14 protein-coding genes and 1 tRNA gene are annotated in these 14,724 nt (G+C 66.2%); 5 read left to right on the top strand and 10 right to left on the bottom strand.

The window, feature by feature from the left end; all coding sequences use genetic code 11:
* Positions 1-316, top strand: a 316-nt coding sequence (locus ACUCV0_RS17790) for an aldehyde dehydrogenase family protein (protein ID WP_482213278.1), incomplete at its 5' end; no start/stop codon positions are given.
* 202 nt (positions 317-518) lie between these two features.
* Here ACUCV0_RS17790 and ACUCV0_RS17785 read toward each other — a convergent pair.
* The 7 genes from ACUCV0_RS17785 to ACUCV0_RS17755 form a co-directional block, all read right to left on the bottom strand.
* Entirely contained in the window at positions 519-1,085 is a 567-nt protein-coding gene (locus ACUCV0_RS17785) for an NUDIX hydrolase (protein WP_313649703.1), read from the bottom strand.
* A 124-nt stretch (positions 1,086-1,209) separates the two neighbouring features.
* Positions 1,210-1,434 carry a DUF2188 domain-containing protein gene (locus ACUCV0_RS17780; protein WP_059315031.1) on the bottom strand — a complete coding sequence of 75 codons (225 nt, stop codon included), beginning with the start codon at positions 1,432-1,434 and terminating at the stop codon, positions 1,210-1,212.
* 109 nt (positions 1,435-1,543) lie between these two features.
* Positions 1,544-2,977 carry an aldehyde dehydrogenase gene (aldA, locus tag ACUCV0_RS17775; protein WP_482213277.1) on the bottom strand — a complete coding sequence of 478 codons (1,434 nt, stop codon included), beginning with the start codon at positions 2,975-2,977 and terminating at the stop codon, positions 1,544-1,546.
* A gap of 13 nt (positions 2,978-2,990) precedes the next feature.
* Positions 2,991-3,791, bottom strand: coding sequence for an aldolase/citrate lyase family protein (locus ACUCV0_RS17770; protein ID WP_482213276.1), 801 nt, complete (start codon positions 3,789-3,791; stop codon positions 2,991-2,993).
* A gap of 18 nt (positions 3,792-3,809) precedes the next feature.
* Positions 3,810-5,144 (bottom strand): MFS transporter, encoded by a 1,335-nt coding sequence (locus tag ACUCV0_RS17765; protein ID WP_482213275.1) that lies wholly within the window; start codon positions 5,142-5,144, stop codon positions 3,810-3,812.
* Between the two features lie 21 nt (positions 5,145-5,165).
* On the bottom strand, positions 5,166-6,350 hold the full coding sequence (rhmD, locus tag ACUCV0_RS17760; protein ID WP_313649699.1) for an L-rhamnonate dehydratase: 1,185 nt from the start codon (positions 6,348-6,350) through the stop codon (positions 5,166-5,168).
* Between the two features lie 13 nt (positions 6,351-6,363).
* A complete protein-coding gene (locus ACUCV0_RS17755; RefSeq protein ID WP_482213274.1) occupies positions 6,364-7,662 on the bottom strand; it encodes an MFS transporter in 1,299 nt (432 codons plus the stop codon).
* Positions 7,663-7,842: 180 nt separating this feature from the next.
* Between ACUCV0_RS17755 and ACUCV0_RS17750 the strand changes: the two genes are divergently transcribed.
* The 4 genes from ACUCV0_RS17750 to ACUCV0_RS17735 all read left to right on the top strand — a co-directional run bounded on the left by ACUCV0_RS17750 (position 7,843) and on the right by ACUCV0_RS17735 (position 10,491).
* Positions 7,843-8,790 (top strand): LysR family transcriptional regulator, encoded by a 948-nt coding sequence (locus ACUCV0_RS17750; RefSeq protein WP_313649697.1) that lies wholly within the window; start codon positions 7,843-7,845, stop codon positions 8,788-8,790.
* 163 nt (positions 8,791-8,953) lie between these two features.
* Positions 8,954-9,030 (top strand) — tRNA-Asp (locus ACUCV0_RS17745).
* A 156-nt stretch (positions 9,031-9,186) separates the two neighbouring features.
* Positions 9,187-9,762, top strand: coding sequence for a hypothetical protein (locus tag ACUCV0_RS17740; RefSeq protein ID WP_482213273.1), 576 nt, complete (start codon positions 9,187-9,189; stop codon positions 9,760-9,762).
* A 354-nt stretch (positions 9,763-10,116) separates the two neighbouring features.
* Entirely contained in the window at positions 10,117-10,491 is a 375-nt protein-coding gene (locus tag ACUCV0_RS17735) for a histone-like nucleoid-structuring protein, MvaT/MvaU family (protein WP_059315025.1), read from the top strand.
* A gap of 295 nt (positions 10,492-10,786) precedes the next feature.
* On the opposite strand, the gene ACUCV0_RS17730 is transcribed toward ACUCV0_RS17735, so the two are convergent.
* From ACUCV0_RS17730 to kdpC, 3 genes are all read right to left on the bottom strand, one after another.
* A complete protein-coding gene (locus ACUCV0_RS17730) occupies positions 10,787-11,479 on the bottom strand; it encodes a response regulator (RefSeq protein WP_482213272.1) in 693 nt (230 codons plus the stop codon).
* A gap of 61 nt (positions 11,480-11,540) precedes the next feature.
* Entirely contained in the window at positions 11,541-14,168 is a 2,628-nt protein-coding gene (locus ACUCV0_RS17725) for an ATP-binding protein (protein WP_482213271.1), read from the bottom strand.
* Positions 14,165-14,716, bottom strand: coding sequence for a potassium-transporting ATPase subunit KdpC (kdpC, locus tag ACUCV0_RS17720; protein WP_482213270.1), 552 nt, complete (start codon positions 14,714-14,716; stop codon positions 14,165-14,167). The genes ACUCV0_RS17725 and kdpC overlap by 4 nt, the downstream gene beginning before the upstream one ends.
* Positions 14,717-14,724 lie beyond the last annotated feature (8 nt).

Here is a 14,724-nt window from a genome sequence, read left to right as displayed (position 1 = left end):
GAGCGCCAAGGTGTCCAAGGAAGAGACCTTCGGCCCGCTGGCGCCGCTGTTCCGCTTCAAGGACGAGGCCGAGGTCATCGAGCTGGCCAACGACACCGAGTTCGGCCTGGCCTCCTACTTCTATGCCCGCGACCTGTCCCGCGTATTCCGCGTGGCCGAGGCGCTGGAGTACGGCATGGTCGGCATCAATACCGGCCTGATCTCCAACGAAGTCGCGCCCTTTGGCGGCGTCAAGGCGTCGGGCCTGGGCCGCGAGGGTTCCAAGTACGGCATCGAGGAATACCTGGAGATCAAGTACCTCTGCCTGGGCGTCTGATCCCGTTCGTTGGGCTTCGCTACGCTCAGCCCAACCTACACGCCTCTCGTAGGTTGGGCTGAAACGGCTCCGTCGTTGAAGCCCAACGGGAGGCACCGAGTCTGGATGTGTTGGGCTTCGCTATGCTCAGCCCAACCTACGCGCCTATCGTAGGTTGGGCTGAGACGGCTCCATCGTTGAAGCCCAACGGGGCCCGCTCACGTCAGCCAAGGGTATGCAACTGTCCGGCTTCCGCGGTCCCGAAATAGAGGCCATGATGGCCCTGTACCTGTTCTTGAAGCCGGCGTTCGAGGATCTGGCGAATCGAGGGATAGGCCAGGTCGGCCCAAGGCAACTCGTCCGGTGCGAAAAAGCGGCGCTCCAGGGTTTCAATGCCAGCCTCGGCGTCGATTTCGACCAATTCGGCGCGGAAGATCAGGTAGACCTGATTGACGCCCGCCGCATTGAAGATGGAGTAGGGCGCGAGGATTCGGGCCCTGACCCCGCTTTCCTCCCAGGTCTCCCGCAGCGCGGCCTGCTCGGCGCTCTCGTCGTTCTCCATGAAGCCTGCCGGTAGTGTCCAGTAGCCCCGGCGTGGCTCGATGGCCCGGCGGCAGAGCAGGTAGCGTCCCTCGTGCTCCACCAGGCAGCCTGCGATCACTCGCGGATTGTCATAGAGCACATGACCGCAGGCGCCGCACAGCAGCCGCTCGTGGCTATCCCCGGCGGGCCGGCCACGTCGGAGTTCGGCACTGCCGCACTGGCAGCAGAAACGCGGAGATGAATTCATGCTGACCTCGCTGACCGCCATTCTGATTGTTATGGTCTTACGGTATACCACCGCTACGGATGGTAGGCGAGGGGATGCGGTCAAAGCAGGACCCTGCCGTGCTCAGCAGCAAGGTCCTGATGCGTCAGCCCTTGGACTGGGCCGGATCCGCACTGCGTGGATAGGTACGCTCTTCCTCGATACGACCGTCGCTGGTGTGGATCTTGACGCTGCCGGTCTTGCCATCCAGGTATTGCGCCGCCTGGTGGACGATGGCGTCCTTGGTCGACGCCTTGAGCAGGGCACGATCGCCATGCTCCTCTTTGAATTCCCAGCCGGTGTCGGTAGGTACGATGTGGTAGTTCTGCATCTGGTCTCCCTGGGGCCGCTGGCCCGTGCCTGATCTTGGATTGCGCCTGTTTCGACCCGCGTTCGCCCAGGAACATTCGAGCGAAGCGGGTAGCCACCAGCCTCGATCCCTAGCCCTGCAGATAGACCACCTGGGTGTGGGTGTACTCATAGAGCCCGTGCTTGCCGTCCGCGCCACCGATGCCGGACTTGCGCACCCCGGCGTGAAAGCCCTGCATGGCCTCGAAGTTTTCCCGGTTGATGTAGGTCTCGCCGAAGTCGATCTCGCGCATGGCGTGCATGGCCTTGCTCAGGCTGCGCGTATAGACGGAGGAGGTCAGGCCGTATTCGCAGTCGTTGGCCAGGGCGATGGCTTCGTCGAGATCGTCCACCACCTGGATCGGCAGCACCGGGCCAAAGATCTCCTCGCGCATGATCGGCATCTCGGCGCGACAGTCCGCCAGTACCGTGGGCTGGAAGTGAAAGCCGCGGCCCAGGTCGGCGCGGTTGCCGCCGGTGACCAGGCGAGCGCCCTGGCCGAGGGCGACGTCGACCTTGGCCGCCACCTTGTCCAGGCCGGCGGCGTTGATCAACGGCCCCATCTCCACGCCAGCATCAGCCTGGGGGTCGCCATAGCGGGTGGCGGCCATGGCGCGGCCGATACGCTCGATGAAGTCCTCGGCCACCGCGCGCTCCACATAGACGCGCTCGGCGCAGTTGCACACCTGGCCGGTGTTGATGATGCGCGAATCGCGGATGGCGCGTACCGCCAGGTCCAGGTCGGCATCGGCCAGGACGATGGCCGGCGCCTTGCCGCCTAGCTCCAGGTTGAGCTTGGTCAGATTCGGTGCCGCAGCGGCCATGATCCGCGAGCCGGTGCCGACGCTGCCGGTAAAGCTGACCATGTCGATGCCGGCATGGGCACTGAGCTGGCCCCCCACGGCGCCGGCACCGCTGACCAGGTTGAAGACCCCGGGCGGCAGGTCGGTCTCGGCCACCAGGCGGGCGAATTCATGGGCATTGATCGGGGTTTCTTCGCTGGGCTTGATGACGATGGTGTTGCCGGTGATCAGCGCCGGCGCCAGCTTGCGGGCGATCAGGAAGAAGGGGAAGTTCCAGGGCAGGATGCCGGCCACCACGCCCAGCGGCTTGCGCAGTAGAAAGATCTGCTCGTCGGGTCGGTCGCTGGTGATGATTTCGCCTTCGATGCGCCGCGCCCACTCGGCCATGTAGTCGAGATAGTCGGCGGTGAAATTGACCTCCACCTCGGCCAGGTCATGGACCTTGCCCTGTTCGGCGACAATGGTCCGGGCCAGCCGCGGTGCGTGCTCGCGCAGCTTTGCCGCGATGCGCCGTAGATAGCCGGCGCGCTCGATGGCTGGCTTGCGCGCCCAGGCCTTCTGGGCACGGCGGGCGGCGGCGATCGCCTGATCGACGTCTTCGCGACTGGACGCCGGCACCCGGGCCAGGGCCTCGCCGGTGGCCGGGTTATGGACGAGAAAGTCCTCGGCGGCCGGCAGGAAACGGCCATCGATGTAGTTCTGGTAGAGGGACAGATCGGCCATGGCGGACTCCGGGTCAGTAGGTGCGAGAGGGCGCCTCGGGCGCTTCGAGGGGGCGATAGCGGGCCAGGTTGGCCAGCGCCGCCTGGCGGAACAGGCTGATGTCGATGCCGACGGCAACGAACTGGCACCCCCAGTCGCGATAGCGCCGGGCATCGTCTTCCTGGGGGGCGAGGATCCCGGCCACCTTGCCGGCGGCGCGGGTCGCCTCGATGGCCGCGCGGATACGCGCCTGGACCTCCGGATGGCCCGGATTGCCGGCATGTCCCAGGCCACTGGAGAGGTCCGCCGGACCGACGAAGACGGCGTCCACCCCCTCCACCGCAGCGATCTCGGCGACATTGTCGCTGCCCAGGCGCGATTCCACCTGGACGATCAGGCACAGCTCGCTATGGGCGGTGTGCAGGTAGTCGGGCACTGCGTCCCACCGGGTGGCGCGGGCCAGGCCGCCGCCGACGCCACGGATGCCGTGGGGCGGATAGCGCATGGCTCGTACCAGGGCGCGGGCCTGCTCGGCGGTCTCCACCATGGGCACCATCAGCGTCTGCACGCCGATGTCCAGCAACTGCTTGATCAGCACCGCATCGCCGGTCATGCAGCGCACCACCGGTGCCGTGGAATAGGGCGCCACCGCCTGCAATTGCGCGAGGATGCTTGGCACCGTGTTGGGGGCGTGCTCGCCGTCGATCAGCAGCCAGTCGTAGCCGGTACTGGCGGCGATCTCGGCGGCGTAGCCGGTGGCGAAGCCGGCCCAAAGGCCGTAGAGGGTGTCGCTGCCCGCCAGGCGGGCCTTGAAGGGATTGCGGGGCAGATCCATGACGGTCTCCAGGAGGATTCAGGAAGGGGTATCGGGGAGGCGCACCAGCAGCCCATAGCTCAGGGCGCCGGCCACCGCGACGGCGGCGGCGATGCCCAGCGCGAGACCGAAGGAGCCGGTCTGCTGGACGATCATGCCGGTGATGACCGGGGCGAAGGCGCCGCCAAAGTAGCCGCCAAAATTCTGGATGCTGGCCAGGGACGCCACCTGATGCGAAGGCACCGCGACGCTGACCAGTGACCAGGTGCCGGCTACCGCTACGTTGAGGCTGAACAACGCCAGGCTGAAGCAGAGGATGACGCTGCCGATGCCGGTTACCCCGGCGCTGCACAGGGCGAACAGCCCGGCCGCGGCAAGACCGCCACAGATCGGCAACTTGCGGCTGAAGGCCAGGCTGCGACCGCTGCGGGTCAGGCGATCCACCAGCAGGCCGCCTCTGATGACGCCACAGGCCCCGGCCAGGAACGGCAGGCTGGCGACCCAGCCGGCCTGGGACAGGGACAGGTGATGGACCCGTTCCAGGTAGGCCGGCAGCCAGGTCAGGAACAGCGACAGCATGTAGATGATGCCCACATAGCCAATCACCACGCCCCAGGTCAGGCGGCGGCGGAATAGCCCCAGCCAGTCGGCGAAGGTCAGCCGCAGACCGGCATCCTGAGGCGGCAGGCCAGCGTCCAGATGCGCCCGCTCGGCGGCATCCAGCGCCACCTGGACCCGGTCGCGATAGCTCAGGTACCAGAGCGCCGCCACGGCGACGCCGAGCACGCCCATGGCGATGAACATCTGCCGCCAGCCGAGCCAGAGCAGCAGGGCGGTGAGGATCGGCTGGGAGATCGCCGGCCCCAGGGACGACGACAGGTTGAAGATGCCGGAGGGCAGGCCGCGCTCGCGGACGTTGAACCACTCGCTGACCACCTTGGCACCGGCCGGGAATTGCGGCGCCTCGCCGATACCCAGGCCGATGCGGGCGAGGATCATCAGGTGCAGGCTGCTGAGCAGCCCCAGCACGCCTTGGGCGATTGACCAGAGGCAGATGCCCAGGCCCAGGGTCAGGCGCGCGCCGAAGCGGTCCAGCAAGCCGCCGATGGGCAACTGGGCAAAGGCATAGGCCCAGGCGAAGGCCGACAGCAGTAGGCCCATCTCGGTCGGCGTGAAGCCCAGCTCGCCGCTGATGGTCTGGTTGGCGATGGCCAAGGTGCTACGGTCGAGGTAGTTGACGAAGCCGGCCAGCACCAGCAGCGCCAGGGCGACTACCTGCACCCGCTTGAGGCGGGCACTCTTGGGGGGTAGTGGCGTCGCGGCGGGGCGCGCATCCGGTACCGGTGTCACCAGGGTATCTTGGGTCGCTTTCATCCAGCCCTCCCGGGCAACGCCTCAGTGGCTATAGGGTCGTTCCAGGGCGCACTCCGGATTGAGGCGCACGCCGAAGCCAGGCCGATCCAGCGCCGAGGCGCGCATGCGGCCCCGCACCGGTACGGGTTCGTCGAGCAGTTGCGGATGGAACATGGGCACCACCTCGTCGGCCTTGGGCGCCATCATCAGGAATTCGGCGAAGGGGCTGTTGGTGCGGGTAATGACGAAGTGGTAGCTGTAGACCGAGGAGCCGTGGGGCACCACCAGGGCGTTGTGGGCATCGGCCAGTGCCGAGATGCGCACCAGCTCGGTGAGGCCACCGCACCAGCCGACGTCGGGCTGGAGGATGTCGCAGCAGCCCATCTCCAGCAGTAGCCGGAAGCCCCAGCGGGTGGCCTCGTGCTCCCCGGTGGTGACCAGCATCCCGCGCGGCACGTTGCGCCTGAGTTCGGCATAGCCCCAGTAGTCGTCCGGCGGCAATGCCTCCTCGATCCACTTGAGGCCGAATTCATGGGCGCCCTGGGCCAGGCGGGTGGCGTAGTTCAGGTCCAGGCTCATCCAGCAGTCGAGCATCAGCCAGAAGTCGTCGCCGACCCGTTCGCGCATGGTCGCCAGGGCCTCGAGATTCTTGCGCAGGCCCTCTTCACCCTCGGCCGGGCCGTGCTGCAGCGGCAGCTTGCCACCGATGAAACCCATCTCCTTGGCCAGGTCCGGCCGGGCGCCGGTGGCATAGAACTGCAATTCGTCACGGACGGCGCCGCCGAGCAACTGGTGTACCGGTTCCTGGCGCAGCTTGCCGAGCAGGTCCCAGAGCGCAAGATCCACTCCGGAGATGGTGTTGAGCACTATGCCCTTGCGGCCGTAGTAGAGGGTGGAGAGATACATCTGGTCCCAGATCTTCTCCACGTCGGTGACCTTGGCGCCCTCCAGGAAGCGTGCCAGATGCCGCTCGACGATGAAGGCGCCCAGCTCGCCGCCGGTGGTGACGGCGAAGCCCACGGTACCGTCACTGGCCTCGACTTCCACCACCAGGGTGCCCAGCACGTTGATGCCGAAGCTGCGGCGGCTCTTGCGGTATTCCGGGTACTTGGCCATGGGCGTGGCGATATGGTCGTCGATCCAGTGGCCGTCGCCCTGGTCGTGATAATCGGCGCCGCCACCACGAAGGGTGTAGGCACGAACCTGCTTGATGGTGGGTAGGGTCATGGAAAGGGCTCCCTTAGTGACTGGGCGTGAGCTGGGCTTGGGGATCGACCTGGCGACGCTGGCGCAAGCCGAGAATCAGGGCGGCCGCCACCAGGGTGGTCCCGGCGAGCAGGTAGAGGCCGGCGCCAGGGTGGGCGAAGGTCACCTCGGCCCAGCGCTTGGCCAGGGGCGCGATGAAGCCGCCGATGGCGCCGCAGGTGTTGATCAGGGCGATGCCGCCGGCCGCGGCGCTGCCGCGCAACTGGTCGGACGGAAAGGTCCAGAACAGCGGCTGCACGGCGATGAAGCCGGCGGCGGCGAAGCACAGGGCGATCAGCGCATAGAGCGGCGAGAAGGTCACCGAGGCGGCGATGCCCAGTCCGGAAATGGCCAGGGTGGCGGCCGCGGTGCGGCGGCGTTCGCCGGTACGATCCGACCAGCTGGGGATCAGCCAGGCGGCGAGCAGGGCGCAGACCCAGGGAATCGCCGAGACCAGGCCGACCAGCAAACCGACCTTCTGCCCCAGCAGGCCAGCCACCTGGGTCGGCAGGTAGAAGACCACGCCATAGACGCTGGCCTGGATCAGCAGGTAGATACTGCACAGCAGGAGGATGCGCGGCTGACCGAGCAGACGCAGCAGCCCGCCGTGATGGGGCTTGGCGGCGTCCTCGGCATCCAGCGCCTGTTGCAGCGCCTGCTTTTCCGCATCGCTCAGCCAACGCGCATCGCGCGGCTGGTTGTCCAGGTAGAACCAGGCCCAGACCCCCACCAGGCTGGCCAGCGCCCCTTCCACCAGGAACATCCATTGCCAGCCGTGCAGGCCGCCGAAGCCGTCGAATTCCAGCAGCAGCCCCGACAGCGGGCTGCCGAAGATGAAGGCCAGGGGCGCGCCGAAATAGAAGAAACCCAGCGCCCGGGCGCGGTAGCGCGAGGGAAACCAGTAAGTGAGGTAGAGGATGACCCCGGGAAAGAAGCCGGCTTCGGCTACCCCGAGCAGGAAGCGCAGCACATAGAAGGAGGTCGCCGTATGGGCGAACATCATGGCGGCGGAGATCAACCCCCAGGTCACCATGATGCGGCACATCCACAGGCGGGCGCCGACGCGGTGCATGATCAGGTTGCTGGGAATCTCGAGAAAGGCGTAGCCGACGAAGAAGATCCCGGCGCCAAGGGCGAAGGCCGCGTCGGAGATGCCGGTATCGGCCTGGAAGGCGACCTTGGCGAAACCTACGTTGGCCCGGTCGAGAAAGGCCATGACGTACATCAGCAGCAGGAAGGGCAGCAGGCGCCGGGTGACCTTGGCGACCAGCCCCGGTGACAGGGAGGTGTGCATGGCGATCTCTCTTGTTGTTGTGATTCGGCCACGGCCCAAGGTAGTCGCAGTTGCAATGCCTGGATAATCGCTTTTGGTTAAGTATCGATACCCTTAAGGTATCGGCAGGCGACGTGGCCTTGGCCAGACCCGCCGACTCGCTCAGGACGCATCACTGATCTCTCCACAAGGATGCTGCAGATGAACGCCTCCCCTCATGCCCGCGCGCTGTTCAATCGATTGCGCTACAAGCATCTGCTGATGCTGGCGACCCTGGCCGGGACCCTCAACCTGCACCGCGCCGCGGAAGCCCTGCACATGTCCCAGCCCGCCACCACCCGCATGTTGCAGGAGGTCGAGGAGGCCTTTGGCTGCGTGCTGTTCGAGCGCCAGGCGCGGGGCTTGAAGGTCACGGCCCTGGGAATGGAGATCGTGGAATTCGCGCGGCGCGCCTTGAATGGCCTGGATCGCTGCGCCGAGGATCTCGACGCCCGGCGCTCCGGCGGCTATGGGCATCTGGCGATCGGCGCCATCATGGGCGCCTTGCCCGATCTGGTGGTCAGGGCCATCGCCGCGAGCAAGGCGCGCCAACCCGGCCTGCAGTTGCGCATCCTTGGCGACACCAGCGACCAGCTCACCGAGCTGCTCGAACAGGAGCGGATCGACGTGGCCATCGCCCGCTTCACCCAGCAGGCGGACCTGGGACGCTTCGTCTTCGAGCCGCTGGGCAACGAGCACCTCGCGGTGGTGGTGCGCACCGGGCATCCGCTGACCGGTCGCGCCGCGCCCGATCTGGCGGAGCTGGTGGCGGAGTGGCCCTGGATCCTGCAGCCGGAAGCCAGCCCGGCACGGGTGGCCCTGGAGGCTGCCTTCGCCCGACGGCAGCTGCCGCCACCCGCGGACGTCATCGAATGCGGCTCGGTGTTCGCCATGTTGCAGCTGGTACAGATCACCGACGCCATCCTGGTACTGACCGAGGCGGTGGTACGGGATCATCTGCGCACCGGGCTGATGGTGTCCCTCGATCTGGAGATCACCGAACCCCTGACACCCTTCGGCATTCTGCTGCGCGCGGGACAGGTGCCCAGCGCGGCGCTGGAGGGGTTTCTCACCCTGCTCAGGCGGCAGGCGAGCGGTGGCGGAGCTTGAACAGAACGGGGCTTCTGGCTGGCTTCGCGGCGCGATCAGAAATATTTTCCTGTGCCTGTTGTTTCTTCCCTGATAAATCAGTATCTTAGCGGCCGCTGGTGCAGAGAACCCCGCTGAACAGGTTCTCGGCAAAGGCCAGCAGGATGCCGCAAGGCTTCCATGCGCAGCGGTAGTTCAGTCGGTTAGAATACCGGCCTGTCACGCCGGGGGTCGCGGGTTCGAGTCCCGTCCGCTGCGCCACATACCACCCACGAGCTCTGGCTCGCGGGTATCGAAAGAAGCGGCCCTCGTGGCCGCTTTTTTTCGTCCTGAATTTTTGTCGCCACGTCTTGCTGGTGCGAAACCCAAACGCTTCGGTGGCCTCCAATGCCCATCGTCGATACGCGGGGAGTGGCCATGAAGATCGCCTGTCTGGGCTGGGGGTCGTTGATCTGGAAGGCCGCGGAATTACCGGTGGCCTCGGATTGGTTCGTCGATGGACCCCGGTTACCCATCGAGTTCGCTCGGGAGGGCGACAGCGGAGAGCTGGCCACGGTGCTCTGTGAGGATGCCGCGGACGTTCAGGTGTTCTGGGCCTACCTGGCTGTCGATAGCCTGGAAGAAGCCCGCGACGCCCTGCGCGAGCGTGAGGGCGTGCCGCGAGAACAACCTGAGTGCATCGGCAGCTGGCCGAGCGGCCCGCAATCAGGGTTCCAGCAACGTATTGGCGAGTGGGCGCGTGCGAAGGAGCTGGAGGCGGTGGTCTGGACGGCCTTGCCACCCCGTAGCGCAGGGCTCAATCAGCGGATGCCCACGGTGGAAGAGGCGCTCGACTACCTGCGCAAACTCGATCCCGATCGTCAGACTCATGCGCGCGACTATATCCGTCGGACACCGGTGTCCATCGACACGGCGTACCGGCGGGTAATTGCGGAAACCTTCAATTGGTCACCATTGCCCGAAGCTCGTTCGGACGTAGAGGCATCGGCCTAACGCGCCTACCAGAGCCTTCTGGCCGAATTGCCTGGACATGCAAAAGTTGTGTCCAGGTGACTTTCACGGGATTGTTTTACTCTTTTTCCAGCATGAATCCTGCCGTGAACTACAGGGTACTGTTGGCGCCTACCAATGTTGGCGCGCGCTCCATTAGGCACAACTGGCGCCAAGGGATTGGCTTTAGTTAAGGATTGCTTAATTAAATCAACTTTTGTTTGCAAGACAGGGTCTTTGCCGCGTCCCTTTTTATTTGTCACTGGCAACTCTGGCATTAATCCTTTATCTTCGCCTTCAACTTTCGCCCGTCAGCGAAGTCTCACGTCTCGCCGTTACTTTTCATCAGGAGTGCCTATGTCCCGTCTCGCCGAATTCCGCGCCGCCGAAGAACAACTTCGCGCCCAACTGCAATTGCTCGAAGATCTGAAGCAGGACAGTTCCCTGCAGAAGGAAATCGAATTCGAAAGCAAGCTGCAGGAGTTGATGGACGAATACCAGATGAACCTGGGCGATATCATTGGCATTCTGGATCCCAACGCTGCCCCCAAGCACAAGGCGCAGACGCCGCATCCGGAAAAGCCGGCTGGCAAGCGTCGTCCGCGCAGCACCAAGCGTTATCAGCACCCCAAGACTGGCGAAGTCATCGAAACCAAGGGTGGCAACCACAAGGTGCTCAAGGCCTGGAAAGCCGAACACGGCGCCGATACCGTCGAAGGCTGGCTGCAGTAAGTTGCTGCCGGGACGTTGGTCGGTAACAGCGCAAGGCTCCGCTACCGACCGGCATCCTTTTTCTGCTGTCCCTGATAGTTCTTGGTTGAGACCGGCAGCTGAAGTTGCAGTCGCCAGACTAGCGCGCGGGTTTTCGGCTTTTATCCGCTGAAAAGAGGCGGATGTCTGCCACTGCCATATCAGCTTCCGATGCGTATCCGTAGCGGCCAGTGCCAACAAGAGGGTTCGTCTTAGTGGCAAACACTGGGCGGGCTGCCTTCGTCTATAGCGAAACCAATGGTGTCGTCCGATTCGCTCAGCCGTTATCAACGCGCAAGCGATAACCCACGCCAGGTTCGGTCACGATATAGCGTGGCGCCAGCGGATCGTCCGCCAACTTCTGCCGCAAATGACCGATCACGATGCGTAGGTAATGGCTGTCTTGGGCGTGGCTCGGCCCCCAGATATCGATCAGCAATTGCCGTTGAGTCACTACACGCCCGGGATGTTGGGCGAGGGCGGCCAGGACCGCGTATTCCTTGCGTGTCAGGGCGATCTCGATACCGGCAAGTGTTACCTGTCGATAGGCGAAATCCACCCGCAGCGCGCCTACTTCCAGCGCCGCGGCCTGGTGGGCGGCTGTGGCGGGGGTTTGGCGCAACAGCGCGCGGCTGCGGGCGAGAAACTCTTGGATGCCGAAGGGCTTGGTGACATAGTCGTTGGCGCCGGCGTCCAGGGCGCGGACCTTTTCGCGCTCGTCCGCCCGTACCGACAGCACCAGTACCGGTACCGTGGACCATTCGCGCAATTCGACCAGTACCTCCTGGCCATCGCGATCCGGCAGGCCCAGGTCGAGGATCACTAGATCCGGCTGGCTCAAGGCCGCCTGGGCGAGGCCATCCGTTCCGGTGGCCGCTTCACTGATCTGGTAGCCCTGGGCGGCGAGGCTGATGCGCAAGAACTTGCGGATCTGGGGTTCGTCGTCGATGACGAGGACGTGAGCAGGCATCTAGGGCTTTCCAGGCAGGAGGGCATCATCATAGCGTCTGGTGCTGCAGGGATACTTAGGCTTATTCCGCAGGTGGCGCCGCCGGCAGCGGCAGATGCATCCGCATCGTCGTGCCCCGGCCGCCCAGGCCCTCGTCCACGCTGACCCGCCCGCCGTGCGCGCCCACCATGCCCTGACAGATCGCCAGGCCCAGGCCGGTGCCCTGGCCGCCCCGATCACCGCGCGCGGCGGTATAGAACATGTCGAAGATCCGCGAGCGGTCTTCCGGCGGAATGCCCGGGCCTTCATCGGCCACGGCGATCTGCAACTCGCCGTCTTGGCGCTCCAGGCAGATCTCCAGGCGCCCACCGGGTGCGGAGAAGCGGATGGCGTTCTCCAGCACATTGACCAGGGCCTGTTCGATCAGCGCCGGATGCACCCAGAGGAGGGGCAGGCCCGGCTCGATCCGAGTGTCCACCTGCAGCCCGGTTAGCAGCGGCTGCAGACGCTGCAAGGCGCTGGCGAGAATGTCGCCGGGATCGACCCAGTCGCGGGCCAATTGCAGGCTGCCGTGGCCCAGGCGGGTCATGTCCAGCAGATTCTGGATATAGCGGTCGAGGCGCTCGGCCTCCTGGCGGGTAGCCTCCAGCAACTCCTGGCGATCGCTGGCGGGAATGGCCTCACCCAGGGTGGCGAGGGCATCGATGGAGCCACGCATCACCGTCAGCGGGGTGCGCAGGTCGTGGGATACCGAGGCCAGCAGGGCGCTGCGCAGCTGTTCGGTCTCGCCGTGCAGGCGGGCCGCCTCCAGGTCTTCGCTGAGACGAACCCGGGCCAGGGCCTGGGCCAGCGGCTGCGCCAGGCTGGCAAGTTGACGACGTTCATCGTGATCCAGCGGCTGGGCGTCGTCGCAGCGCACGCCCAGGACGGCGAGGCTGCCGCTCTCGGCCAGCAGCGGCCACCACCACCAGCGACCGGACGGCAGGGTGTCGGTACCGCAACCGGCTGGCTTTTCCTGCTTCCAGGCCCACTCGGCGGCAATGCGCTCGTTATCGGCCAGGGCCAGATCTGCGGGCTGGGTCGCCAGCCGTCCGCCGTCTTCGGGCAACAGCAGGCAGACGTGTCGAGTGGTGGTGCCCAGCTGCTTGAAGGTCACGCTGACCACCGCCTGGCGGTCGCTGGCGGCGCTCAGCTGGCGAGTGAAATCCAGCAGCGCCAGGGTCTCGCGCTGGGTCAGGCGCAGCGCCTGCAGCTGTCGCCGCTGGCGTGCGGCCAGGTTGCCGGTGAGCAGGGCCATCAGCAGGAAAAAGGCCAGGGTGAGTACATCCTGCTCTCGATTGATGGTCAGCGAGAAGGCAGGAGGTATGAACAGGACGTCATAGGCGACAAAGCCCAGCAGCGCGCAGAACAGTGCCGGACCGCGACTGCTGCGTACCGCCACCAGCAGGACGGCCGCCAGAAAGATCAGCGAGATGTTGGGTAGCTCCAGCAACCCGGAAAGGCCCTCGGCGATGGCCGCGGCCACGCCGGTCGCCAGGATGGCAACGCCATAGGGGCCAGGTTTCAGGGTTCGCCGGGGACGCGTGGTGAGTGGAGCGTCGCGGTCCAGGTCGAGAATGGCGATCTCCAGCCCCTGCGCCAGGCGCAACAGGCGGCTGGCCAGGCGACGCCTCAGGCTGAAGCCGCGCGGGCGGCCGCGGCCGATCAGCAGCACGCTGGCGCGCTGGTCGCGGGCATGACGGACCAGCGCCCGGGCGGGATCGCTGTCGCGCAGGGTCAGCACCTCGCCGCCGAGCCGTTCGGCCAGGCGCTGGCTAGCTTGCAGGTTGGCGCGGGCGACATCGTCCAGCGGCTGGCCGGTGTCGACGTGGACGAGGGTCCAGGGCAGGTGGCGCTGGTCGGCCAGGCGGCTGGCGTGGCGCACCAGGCGTTCCGCCGAAGGGGCGGTGCCAGCGCCGACGATCAGCCGGCCCAGCAGCGGCGGCGCGGCCTGGCCCTGCTGGCGGTATCTCAGGGCGAGCGCCGAATCCACCTGGGCCGCAGCCGTGCGCATGGCCAGTTCACGCAGGGCCGTGAGGTTGGTCTGGCTGAAGAAGGCGTCGATGGCGGCACGGGCCTGCTCGGGTACATAGACCTTGCCCTCGCGCAGGCGCTCCAGCAGTTCTCGCGGTGGCAGGTCGATGAGCACCAGATCATCGGCATCGAGCAGCACCTGGTCCGGTACCGTCTCGCGAACCTGCACGCCGGTGATGTCGCGCACCTCGTCGTTGAGACTTTCCAGGTGCTGGACGTTGACCGTGGTGTAGACGTGGATCCCGGCGGCCAGCAGATCCTCCACGTCCTGCCAACGCTTGGCATGGCGACTGCCGGAGGCGTTGCTGTGGGCCAGTTCGTCGACCAGCACCAGCTCCGGCGGATCGGCCAGCAGGCCTTCCAGATCCAGTTCGGTGAGCTTGAGGCCACGGTGCTCCACCCGTCGCAGAGGCTGCTGCGGCAGGCCGGCGAGGAGGGCGGCGGTCTCCCGGCGCCCATGGGTCTCGACGATGCCGGCCCGTACCCGGCGGCCCTGGCGCAGGGCGGTCTGGGCCGCCTGCAGCATGGCGTAGGTCTTGCCGACACCCGGCGCCGCCCCGAGGAAGACCTTGAGGCGACCACGCCCTTCGCGGTGTTCGGCGAGCAGCGCCTCGGCGCGCCCGGTGTTGTCGGTCATGGGGCCAGTTCCGCCAGGGCCAGATTGAGAAGCAGGACATTAACCGTTGCCGGTCCGATGCGCGAGGTGCGTGTCTGCTCGCGTACCAGGGCTTCCAGCCGCTCCGGTGGGAGGCCGCGCGCGGCGGCGATACGGGCGATCTGGTAGCGGGCGCCGGCCGGGCTGAGGTCAGGATCCAGGCCGCTGGCGGAGGTGGTCACCAGTTCCTGGGGCACCGGTCCCTGGCCGGCCGCCAGCACGTCCGGCAGGGCCTTTTTGATCCGCTCGCGCAACGCTGGCGCCGACTGCGCCAGGTTGCTGGCGCTGCTGAAGACGGTGGCGTAGTCGCCGGCCGAAGGACGCGGCTGGAACCACTCGGAACCGGTGAATTGCTGGGCGATCAGGCGGGAGCCGATGACGCTGCCGTCGTTGCGGCGGATTAGGCTGCCGCCGGCCTGGTCGGCGAACAGCGCCTGGCCGAGCACCGTCACCAACAAGGGATAGACGCCGCCGGTCAGGGCGCTGAGCAGCAGGAGCATCAACACGGCGGAACGCAATTGCATGAGCATGGCGGTCT

The sequence above is a fragment of the Pseudomonas sp. VMV1 genome (assembly GCF_056790235.1).
Note: the sequence above shows the minus strand (reverse complement) of the source record. Positions and strands in the feature narration are given on the sequence as shown.

Bases quoted from the DNA above. Each gene is read 5' to 3' on its own strand.
- ACUCV0_RS17785 (WP_313649703.1), bottom strand. From the start codon at position 1,085: ATGAATTCATCTCCGCGTTTCTGCTGCCAGTGCGGCAGTGCCGAACTC.
- ACUCV0_RS17780 (WP_059315031.1), bottom strand. From the start codon at position 1,434: ATGCAGAACTACCACATCGTACCTACCGACACCGGCTGGGAATTCAAA.
- aldA (WP_482213277.1), bottom strand. From the start codon at position 2,977: ATGGCCGATCTGTCCCTCTACCAGAACTACATCGATGGCCGTTTCCTG.
- ACUCV0_RS17770 (WP_482213276.1), bottom strand. From the start codon at position 3,791: ATGGATCTGCCCCGCAATCCCTTCAAGGCCCGCCTGGCGGGCAGCGAC.
- ACUCV0_RS17765 (WP_482213275.1), bottom strand. From the start codon at position 5,144: ATGAAAGCGACCCAAGATACCCTGGTGACACCGGTACCGGATGCGCGC.
- rhmD (WP_313649699.1), bottom strand. From the start codon at position 6,350: ATGACCCTACCCACCATCAAGCAGGTTCGTGCCTACACCCTTCGTGGT.
- ACUCV0_RS17755 (WP_482213274.1), bottom strand. From the start codon at position 7,662: ATGCACACCTCCCTGTCACCGGGGCTGGTCGCCAAGGTCACCCGGCGC.
- ACUCV0_RS17750 (WP_313649697.1), top strand. From the start codon at position 7,843: ATGAACGCCTCCCCTCATGCCCGCGCGCTGTTCAATCGATTGCGCTAC.
- ACUCV0_RS17740 (WP_482213273.1), top strand. From the start codon at position 9,187: ATGAAGATCGCCTGTCTGGGCTGGGGGTCGTTGATCTGGAAGGCCGCG.
- ACUCV0_RS17735 (WP_059315025.1), top strand. From the start codon at position 10,117: ATGTCCCGTCTCGCCGAATTCCGCGCCGCCGAAGAACAACTTCGCGCC.
- ACUCV0_RS17730 (WP_482213272.1), bottom strand. From the start codon at position 11,479: ATGCCTGCTCACGTCCTCGTCATCGACGACGAACCCCAGATCCGCAAG.
- ACUCV0_RS17725 (WP_482213271.1), bottom strand. From the start codon at position 14,168: ATGACCGACAACACCGGGCGCGCCGAGGCGCTGCTCGCCGAACACCGC.
- kdpC (WP_482213270.1), bottom strand. From the start codon at position 14,716: ATGCTCATGCAATTGCGTTCCGCCGTGTTGATGCTCCTGCTGCTCAGC.